The sequence below is a fragment of the Yoonia sp. genome (genome assembly GCF_017854415.1).
Classification (GTDB): Bacteria; Pseudomonadota; Alphaproteobacteria; order Rhodobacterales; family Rhodobacteraceae; genus Yoonia.
The window spans coordinates 1-6,954 of sequence record NZ_JAFMHR010000015.1 but is presented as its reverse complement, the minus strand read 5'-3'; the positions used below and the strand labels follow the sequence as shown (position 1 = coordinate 6,954).

Sequence of the window (6,954 nt, the reverse complement as noted above, 5' to 3'; positions counted from 1 at the left end):
CCGTCAGGACAAGCAGCCCCTGATTGGTACATCGCCGAAATGGAAAAGCTGTTTGGCCATATCATCGGCCCACTAACGCAGCTATTTCCTGAAGAATCGCTTGAAAACCGGATTCTTCTAACCCGCGCGCTGTTCTCTTCTGTGCATGGAATCGTGGTTTTAGGGCTAGATGAGGCCCGCATCAGTGTTCCCGCTGGTGATATAGGTCGCATGATCAACCTTGTTTTGAGGCAGCTTACAGCTCCCAAGTAGATATTTTTGAACAATGTTCATAATTTTCTTGCAATACAGCTCCAGTCCCCTTAGATCTAATTCATGAACAATGTTCATAAAATGATTGAAAATGGAGGAACGCATGTTTAAGACACTCGTTACAATGATGAACGGCCAGAGCGCCCGCGCCGAAGACCGCGTCCGCGATGCCTTTGCGATTGAGTTAATTGATCAAAAAATACGCGAAAGTGACGCGGGTTTGCGCGCCGGGAAAGCCACGCTCGCCAGCCTCATTCAACGCCAACGCGCCGAGGAACAACAACATAGCGCGCTCAAGGGACGCGTTGTCGACTTGACTGGACGCGCCACCGAGGCGTTGGAAAAAGGACGCGAAGACATGGCAACCGAAGCCGCCCGCGCCATCGCGACAATGGAGAATGAACTGACTGTGCGCCACGAAACGCTGGAACAGCTGGATCAAAAAATTGTCCGCCTAAGCAGCTCAATCGAGGCCGGACATCGCCGCATCATCGACTTAAAGCAAGGCGCCATCCAAGCACGGGCGGTTAAGCGCGAACAAGACATTCAGATGAAAATGACAAGATCCGGCATGTCGAGCAACTCGACCCAAGAAGCCGAGGATCTGATCGCACGTGTTCTGGGGCGCGATGATCCATTCGAAAAGGCCGAAATACTGGCCGACATCAACCAAGACCTACAAGGCGACAGTATCACTAACCGTATGGCCGATGCCGGGTTTGGCGTAGCAACCCGCACGACCGCTGACGATGTGCTTGCCCGTCTCAGATCTACCAAGACCTCTTCACACCAGACCAAAGAACAGTAAAAGGAGCAGAACAATGAACCACAATAAATCTGATAACTCACTGATTATGTTTATTAATGGCGTCGGTGTCGTCGTTGCATATGGAATGCTTGGCCTCTCACTCTGGCTTTCGACCGAAGTGCCTTTGGCAACCAAGGGTTTCTGGGGAATGTCGGTGATGATGCTGACGCTCGCGCTGGTAAACTTTGTGAAATACCGCTTTGAGGAACGTATGTCCGAAGACCGTATTAACCGTATCGAAGAAGCCAGAAACGAAAAGCTCTTGACTGAATACGTCGGTGAAACGTCCTAGGTTTCGCCCCAAGCACCCCGCCCTTGGATTAAGGGCGGGGCTTTTTCCTTTTCAAAGGCAATTCGCTTTGTCAAAGTCAGTGATATGAAATTCTTACGCCAGTTTGCCGCCCGCATCGTCGGCCAATCCATCCGCATTTTTGCCCGCGCGATCACCGCTGTCAGGGCTGATTGGAAGGGGATTGAACCCGTCCCGCGCCAGCGCGTATATTTTGCTAATCATACCAGCAACGCTGACATGCCCATGATTTGGTCGGTTTTGCCGCCTGCGATGCGCCGGACTGTGCGCCCGGTGGCCGCGGCTGACTACTGGTTGAAAAACAAGCTGCGCGCCTTTGTCGGACCAGAGGTTTTCAACTGCGTCCTTGTCGATCGGCGCCCCGAGGTGAAAGACAAGCCAATGGACAAGATTATTGCCGCCCTCGACGAAGGGTCGTCTTTGATCATCTTTCCCGAAGGCAATCGCAACATGACCGACGACCCGCTGCTGCCTTTCAAAGCAGGGCTTTATAACATGGGATTGGCCCGCCCGCAGGTCGAACTGGTCCCGACATGGGTCGCAAACCTGACCGAGATTATGCCAAAAGGCGAAATCATCCCCTTGCCGCTCATTTGTACCGTCACATTCGGAAAACCGATCCACGTGATGGATGGCGAAAGCAAGGATGACTTTCTCAAACGTGCGTCTGACGCGCTGTTGGCCCAACGGCCAGAGGTGCGCAAATGAACGACACCACCAATGATATCCTGCTGCTAGCCTTTGGTAGTTTCGGCATTTTGATAGCGCTGACTGTGTTGGGTGAAGTCTTGCGCGCGCGTCAACCAGTGCATGAAGCGAACCCAATGCTCGATACATATATGACCCGCGTTCAAAGCTGGTGGGGCATGGTCGCTTTTATCGGAGCAGCATTGCTTTTGGGTAAACCCGGGATCATGACGCTGTTTGCTTTTGCGTCTTTTGCCGCACTGCGCGAATTCCTGACGTTGACCACCAAAGCACAAGCAGATCACCTGTCATTGGCGCTGGCCTTCTTTGCGGTGCTGCCACTGCAGTATGTCTTTGTCGGGCTTGGCTGGACTGGCCTATTTACCGTGTTCATTCCCGTTTACGCGTTCTTGATGCTGCCTATGGTGTCTGCCCTGCGCGGCAATCCTGACCGTTTTCTGGTACGCGTCGCAGAGACCCAATGGGCGCTGATGATCGCCGTCTTCTGCGTCAGCCATGTTCCTGCGCTAATGGCACTCGAGATCACAGGTTATGGCGATAGATCGTTATTGCTAATCGCATTCCTTGTGATGGTTGTTCAATTCGGTGACCTGTTGGACTTCTTTTTTGGACGACGCATCGGACGGCACAAAATTGCGCCCGGCCTTTCACCGAAAACCTGGGAAGGTCTGATCTGCGGCGTGCTTAGCGCTGCGGTCATCGGTGCCTTGCTAAGCTGGATCACCCCCTTTGGCGTGATCGGTGCCGCCTTGATGGCGGGTATCGCATCGCTTGTCGGAATGTTTGGCAACATCGTCGTGGCCGCAATCAAGCGTGACCGTGGTGTCAAAGACTGGTCACACCTGATCCCGGGCCAAGGCGGATTTGTAGATCAATTAGACAGCGTGATCTTTGCTGCCCCAATTTTCTATCAGCTAACAAAGTACTTCTATACTTAGGCGCCTGCTCTGAACTGAGCTAACTTCGAGACATTTTTGGCGAATAGCGTACCTATTCCACCGACGTTGTGGCGTCTGATTGCGCGGTAATCCTCGCGGCTTTTCCGGATCATATGCGCAAATGACCTGTTGCTGACGCCGCCCATTTTCATCTGCACCATCACTTGTGGGATATAGCCCAGACGCACTTTTCCACTGGTCAAAAACCGCAGCATGCCATCGTAGTCGCCCGATATGTGAAAGCTGGTGTCATAAAGCCCAGCACGCGCAAATACTGACTTGCGTAGATACAGGGTGGGATGCGGTGGCATCCAGCCTTGCCGCAGCTTGGCCGCCATATATGGGCCTGCGTTCCAGTGGCGGATCACGCGGGTCGCATCATCGCGGGCAACATATTGCAGGTCACCATAGACACCGTCAATTTCAGGGTTCTGGAATGCATCGACCACGGATGCCAGAACGTCAGGACTTGCAAGGCGGTCATCCGCATGCAGCAATCCGATCACATCGCCCGTCGCGCGTGCGATCCCTTGGTTGATCGCGTCGTAAATACCCGTATCAGCCTGCGACTTGAGCCGCATTCCTTTCAAACCATCAGTTTGTAAATATGCCAATGTCCCGTCGGTCGAACCTCCGTCTTGAACGATATGTTCGATTTCTTGATGCGTCTGGCTGCGCAGGCTGGCCAGCATATCCGGCAAGGTCGCGCGCCCATTCATAACGGCTGTGACGATGGATAGTTTCATGCGGACTTCTCCTGATTTAGGATGAGTGGTATGCCGACATTTACGTTCAGAATATCGGCAATAGCGGTGACCGGATCGGCACCTGTTTGGGTCATGTAATGACGCACTTCGGCAAGCTTGGTATCGACAAGGTAGCGGTACCAGAACCCCTGCAAGACATGAAAAGCGCGCGCTTGGCGACCGTCCAGAAACCCACCCCGCACTACATAGCGATAGAGGAAATACACAGCCGCGCGCGCACCCAAAGGCATGCGCGCATAAAGCTTTTCCTTGATAAAACGCTTAATCGCAGCCTGCCTGCCAGTGTCTTTGGCAGTGAGGGCATCTTGCGGCAGAAAGCCCAGTTCTTGGTTTAGAATGTCGATGACTTCACGGCTGGCATAGCTGTTGTGCTTGGTCGTCCACCAGTCGAGTGAATTGCGGTTGTCATCAATGATCTGCCCCGCGAACGCGATAAGCGGCCCGTCCACGATAATATGTTCGTCCATCCACCGCGTCTCGCACCGGCCCATGCCATTGCGAAAAAGACGCAAGACACGAATGGGAAACATGCCACCATGCCGAACAGGTTGCCCCATAAAGCACATGCTGCGCCTCACCGTGATGCCTGCAACATCGGGCAAGCCTGATCGGATCTCAGCCAGCAAATGCGGTGTCACGATTTCATCGGCGTCGAGGCGCAGAACCCAGCCTGCATGCCCTTTGATCTGGTCCAATGCCCAATTGAACTGCGTCGCGTAATTCGTCCAAGCATGGTCCAAGACCCGCGCGCCTGCCTGCGTGGCCCGCGCCACAGTGTCATCGGTTGATCCGCTATCAACCACCAAAATGTCGGTCGCCACCGCCTTGATTGACGCAATCGCACGTTCAATGTGGCGTGCTTCGTTTTTGGCCAAAATGATCACTGTCAACGCCGTCATGTGGCGACCCGCACTTGCATCGGATTGCCAAAACCAACCGCACCTGCCTGCAAGTCGCGCATCGCGACCGCACGCGCACCCAGCACAGCGCCTGTACCGATCGTGACATTTGGCCCCACAAAGGCATCAGCGCAGATCCACGCATCATCGCACACGCAAACGGGCGCTTTGACCAAAGGTCGATGGGTCTGCCGCCGGTCATGCGTGCCTGCACACAGATGTGCGTACTGCGAGATCGTAACCCGTGCACCGATGTGAACCTGCCCCAAGGCATAAAGGATCACATGGTCGCCGATGGCCGTCTGATCACCTATTCGCAGATGCCAAGGCATCGTTATTTGCGCTGTCGGATATACATGAACCTGCGCCCCGATCTGCGCCCCAAAGACGCGGAGCATTGCACGTCGCCACCCCCAAAACGGGCGCGGGCTGAACCGGAAAAGCGGCCAAGCTGCGGCCCATACGGTTCGCAACATGATGTCGCGATTGCTATAGCTGCGCGTGCGCCTGTTGGCAGCAACATCGACGCGGGCAGTCAAGCGAACACCTGCGCTTTCCGAACAGTGGCGAGGTCTTGGTAGAGCGCTAGGAAGGCATCTATCATGGACTGAGTAGCAAAATCCTGCGCAACCCACGCACGCCCTCGCGCACCCATCGCGACCAGATCCTGTATTGCTAAAACTGCTATCTCGGTTGTCAAATCATCCGTCCCCATTGCCATGCAACGCCCACAGCCGCGTGCGTCTAGGGCATGCCAAGGGGTGGCAGTTGTGGTCAGAACCGGCACGCCGTGCGCCATGGCTTCGGCCACCGCGATCCCGAAATTTTCCGCATATGAAGGCAAGACAAAGAGGTCAGCCTTTGCAAAAGCACTGGCTTTGCCTGCGTCAGGCAAATGCCCGTGAAAGCACACGCGCCCATCCATGTCGGCGGCTATACTGTGCAACGCATTAGAATAATCCGCGTCACCCGAACCATAAACATCAAGACTGAAATGCGCGGGCAGTTGGCGCATTGCCGCAAGAAGCTCTGCCAGTCCTTTTTTGGGATGCAATCGACCCAAAAAGATCAACCTGATGTCTTGGTGATCGGTTTTCTTGCGCGTGGGAATGTCAGGAATATCAACAGTATTGGGAATGATTTTCGTGGTCATCCCGGCAAAGCGGTGAACGCTGGCTGTGACCTCTGCCTGCGCCGTGGCATGCATAACAACGCGGCGGGGGCGCAGGATATTAAGGCCGACTTCAAAGCTTTTCTTGGCCATACGCCGCGGGGCGTCTTCCCAGTCTTCGGTCGCTTGCAACGCCCCGCGCGGCGACCAAACAAGCGGCTTGTCCATCGCCTTTGCCAGTGCAAAAACTGGCAATGTCGGCGTGTTGTAGACCCCCGTCAGATGCACAACATCAGCCCAGCGCATCGCGGTTGGCAATTGCCGTACCAAGGCAGGTGAAATGCTATGCCCCGCCACGCGGCGGGCGTAATGCACGGGGTAAGGCAAAGGCGCAGGGGTAATCTGCTGGGACCGATCGGGGCCAGCCGCATCGGTCGTCAGAACACGCAAATCCACATCAGACGTCACATTTATCCCATCGCAAATGGCCTTAGTCGACCAAATCGGACCACCCCAATAAGTGGCAGGATAGAACGTGGGTGTGACATGGAGAATATTCATGCGACCTCTTTCACTGCGGGATTTCTGCCAATAATCCGCGCCGGATTGCCAGCAACGATGGCCCCTGCAGGAACGTCTTTGGTCACAACTGCGCCTGCGCCAATCACGGCCTCTACCCCGATTTCGCGGCAACCAGCTAGGATGATCGCGCGCATGCCGACCCAAACACCCGAGCCTATCATTTTAGGCCGCAGTTGCGGTGCCGATCTGGGATCAAGCCCGTGTTCATGCGTGTAAAGGACCGCACTTTCCGACAGCATCACGTCGTCGCCAATGACCAAACCGCCCGTCATATCTAGATGTACATCGCGGTTGATCTGGACACGGTCGCCCACGCGTAGCGATCCGGTCGGGCTTTCGCTTGAAGCATCAACACCGCGCCAGACGTAGCACTCGCGCCCAAAGCTGACCTGTGCGGACGGATGAAAATTCACGCCCAATTGAAACCGCGTACCAGCGCCAACAGCCCCCAAGGTCGCACGGTGAAACAGCGTCGCAATCTGCAAACCGAGCCGCCGCGATAGCGCGCCTGCGACCCTTTTGATCAGATACAGCCACCTAAACGGCATGGGATTTACCCCACTTCGCTATTTGGGTTTT

9 protein-coding genes and 1 pseudogene are annotated in these 6,954 nt (G+C 55.0%); 5 read left to right on the top strand and 5 right to left on the bottom strand.

Features of this window, described 5'->3' with window-relative positions:
• From QZ197_RS03200 to QZ197_RS03180, 5 genes and pseudogenes are all read left to right on the top strand, one after another.
• Positions 1 to 252 (top strand): annotated as a pseudogene (locus QZ197_RS03200) (TetR/AcrR family transcriptional regulator); the annotation flags it as partial.
• Positions 253 to 355: 103 nt separating this feature from the next.
• Positions 356 to 1,060 (top strand): PspA/IM30 family protein, encoded by a 705-nt coding sequence (locus QZ197_RS03195; RefSeq protein ID WP_296429966.1) that lies wholly within the window; start codon positions 356 to 358, stop codon positions 1,058 to 1,060.
• A 13-nt stretch (positions 1,061 to 1,073) separates the two neighbouring features.
• Positions 1,074 to 1,352: a hypothetical protein gene (locus QZ197_RS03190; protein ID WP_296429964.1), complete on the top strand. Its 279-nt coding sequence runs from the start codon at positions 1,074 to 1,076 to the stop codon at positions 1,350 to 1,352.
• 84 nt (positions 1,353 to 1,436) lie between these two features.
• Positions 1,437 to 2,078: a lysophospholipid acyltransferase family protein gene (locus QZ197_RS03185; protein WP_296429962.1), complete on the top strand. Its 642-nt coding sequence runs from the start codon at positions 1,437 to 1,439 to the stop codon at positions 2,076 to 2,078.
• Positions 2,075 to 3,016, top strand: coding sequence for a phosphatidate cytidylyltransferase (locus QZ197_RS03180; RefSeq protein ID WP_296429960.1), 942 nt, complete (start codon positions 2,075 to 2,077; stop codon positions 3,014 to 3,016). Before QZ197_RS03185 ends, QZ197_RS03180 begins: the two co-directional genes overlap by 4 nt.
• Here the strand turns inward: QZ197_RS03180 and QZ197_RS03175 are convergent.
• Genes QZ197_RS03175 through QZ197_RS03155 form a run of 5 tightly spaced genes read right to left on the bottom strand, consistent with a single transcriptional unit; the run spans position 3,013 to position 6,923 of the window.
• Entirely contained in the window at positions 3,013 to 3,762 is a 750-nt protein-coding gene (locus QZ197_RS03175) for a glycosyltransferase family 2 protein (RefSeq protein WP_296429958.1), read from the bottom strand. The genes QZ197_RS03180 and QZ197_RS03175 overlap by 4 nt on opposite strands.
• Entirely contained in the window at positions 3,759 to 4,682 is a 924-nt protein-coding gene (locus tag QZ197_RS03170) for a glycosyltransferase family 2 protein (protein WP_296429956.1), read from the bottom strand. Before QZ197_RS03170 ends, QZ197_RS03175 begins: the two co-directional genes overlap by 4 nt.
• Entirely contained in the window at positions 4,679 to 5,221 is a 543-nt protein-coding gene (locus QZ197_RS03165) for an acetyltransferase (protein WP_296429954.1), read from the bottom strand. Before QZ197_RS03165 ends, QZ197_RS03170 begins: the two co-directional genes overlap by 4 nt.
• Positions 5,218 to 6,354: a glycosyltransferase gene (locus tag QZ197_RS03160; protein ID WP_296429952.1), complete on the bottom strand. Its 1,137-nt coding sequence runs from the start codon at positions 6,352 to 6,354 to the stop codon at positions 5,218 to 5,220. Before QZ197_RS03160 ends, QZ197_RS03165 begins: the two co-directional genes overlap by 4 nt.
• Positions 6,351 to 6,923: an acyltransferase gene (locus QZ197_RS03155; protein WP_296429950.1), complete on the bottom strand. Its 573-nt coding sequence runs from the start codon at positions 6,921 to 6,923 to the stop codon at positions 6,351 to 6,353. The genes QZ197_RS03160 and QZ197_RS03155 overlap by 4 nt, the downstream gene beginning before the upstream one ends.
• Between the last annotated feature and the right edge of the window lie 31 nt (positions 6,924 to 6,954).

Bases quoted from the DNA above. Each gene is read 5' to 3' on its own strand.
- QZ197_RS03180 (WP_296429960.1), top strand. From the start codon at position 2,075: ATGAACGACACCACCAATGATATCCTGCTGCTAGCCTTTGGTAGTTTC.
- QZ197_RS03195 (WP_296429966.1), top strand. From the start codon at position 356: ATGTTTAAGACACTCGTTACAATGATGAACGGCCAGAGCGCCCGCGCC.
- QZ197_RS03185 (WP_296429962.1), top strand. From the start codon at position 1,437: ATGAAATTCTTACGCCAGTTTGCCGCCCGCATCGTCGGCCAATCCATC.
- QZ197_RS03175 (WP_296429958.1), bottom strand. From the start codon at position 3,762: ATGAAACTATCCATCGTCACAGCCGTTATGAATGGGCGCGCGACCTTG.
- QZ197_RS03155 (WP_296429950.1), bottom strand. From the start codon at position 6,923: ATGCCGTTTAGGTGGCTGTATCTGATCAAAAGGGTCGCAGGCGCGCTA.
- QZ197_RS03160 (WP_296429952.1), bottom strand. From the start codon at position 6,354: ATGAATATTCTCCATGTCACACCCACGTTCTATCCTGCCACTTATTGG.
- QZ197_RS03170 (WP_296429956.1), bottom strand. From the start codon at position 4,682: ATGACGGCGTTGACAGTGATCATTTTGGCCAAAAACGAAGCACGCCAC.
- QZ197_RS03190 (WP_296429964.1), top strand. From the start codon at position 1,074: ATGAACCACAATAAATCTGATAACTCACTGATTATGTTTATTAATGGC.